Origin of the sequence: Slackia piriformis YIT 12062, from assembly GCF_000296445.1 — a bacterium.
Lineage (GTDB): Bacteria > Actinomycetota > Coriobacteriia > Coriobacteriales > Eggerthellaceae > Slackia > Slackia piriformis.
Genome location: NZ_JH815198.1, coordinates 810,581 through 811,345, shown reverse-complemented (window position 1 = coordinate 811,345; position 765 = coordinate 810,581). Strand labels below are relative to the sequence as shown.

The window sequence follows — 765 nt, the reverse complement described above, 5'->3', positions numbered from 1 at the left end:
TTGATATAATACCCATTCCCACCGTTCAGTGCAAGCACTTTTTTAAAAATTTTTCTTGCCCTGCTAGTCGTTGCCCATTTCGCGTTCCCAATCGATATTGGCGGGGCGATTTATATCGTCAAGCTCTGGATTCCATAGAGACGCTCCCATATCCACATGGTGCGCATCGATGAAACGCACGCCTTCTTTTTCGAGAAGCTCGCGTTGCACCATCTCGCCACCGAATGCATACCCTGCGGCAAGGCGACCGTTTTTGAAGACCACCCGATGGCACGGCGTTTTCACCGGCTGAGTGTTTCCGCGTAAAGCCCAGCCTACGTAGCGCGCCGAACGTGGACTACCGATGAGACGCGCGATTTGCCCATATGTCGAAACCTTGCCTTGCGGAATGCGTCGAACCTGCTCGAAAACCCTATCGGAAAAATCGCCCATACACGCTCCTCGAACGCAGAGAAAGAAGGTAATCATCGAACGCTGGAGACGCTACGCAATCACAGCGAAAGGCATCGTACGTCAACCGACGCAGGCAGTAAACCGAAAAGCTGAAGAGCAGAGCCTCTGTTTTGGGCAATGAAAAAAATACGTAGGTTCGAAACAATTTCATCCATGAGTTCGTTCGATCGAGTAACTGACAATACGAAAAAGCCCCTCGAATGAGGGGCTGACTAATCTGGAGCGGACAACGGGGCTCGAACCCGCGACCCCAACCTTGGCAAGGTTGTGCTCTACCAACTGAGCCATGTCCGCATATGGAGGCGAGAACCG

The 765-nt window shown here is 52.0% G+C and carries 1 protein-coding gene and 1 tRNA gene; both read right to left on the bottom strand.

Going from position 1 to position 765, the window contains the following annotated elements; all coding sequences use genetic code 11:
• Positions 1-63 precede the first annotated feature (63 nt).
• Entirely contained in the window at positions 64-432 is a 369-nt protein-coding gene (locus tag HMPREF9451_RS03580; RefSeq protein WP_009138944.1) for an MGMT family protein, read from the bottom strand.
• Positions 433-671: 239 nt separating this feature from the next.
• Positions 672-747 (bottom strand) — tRNA-Gly (locus HMPREF9451_RS03575).
• Positions 748-765: the final 18 nt, after the last annotated feature.

Excerpts from the sequence above, each read along its gene's own strand:
- HMPREF9451_RS03580 (WP_009138944.1), bottom strand. The coding sequence starts at position 432 with ATGGGCGATTTTTCCGATAGGGTTTTCGAGCAGGTTCGACGCATTCCG.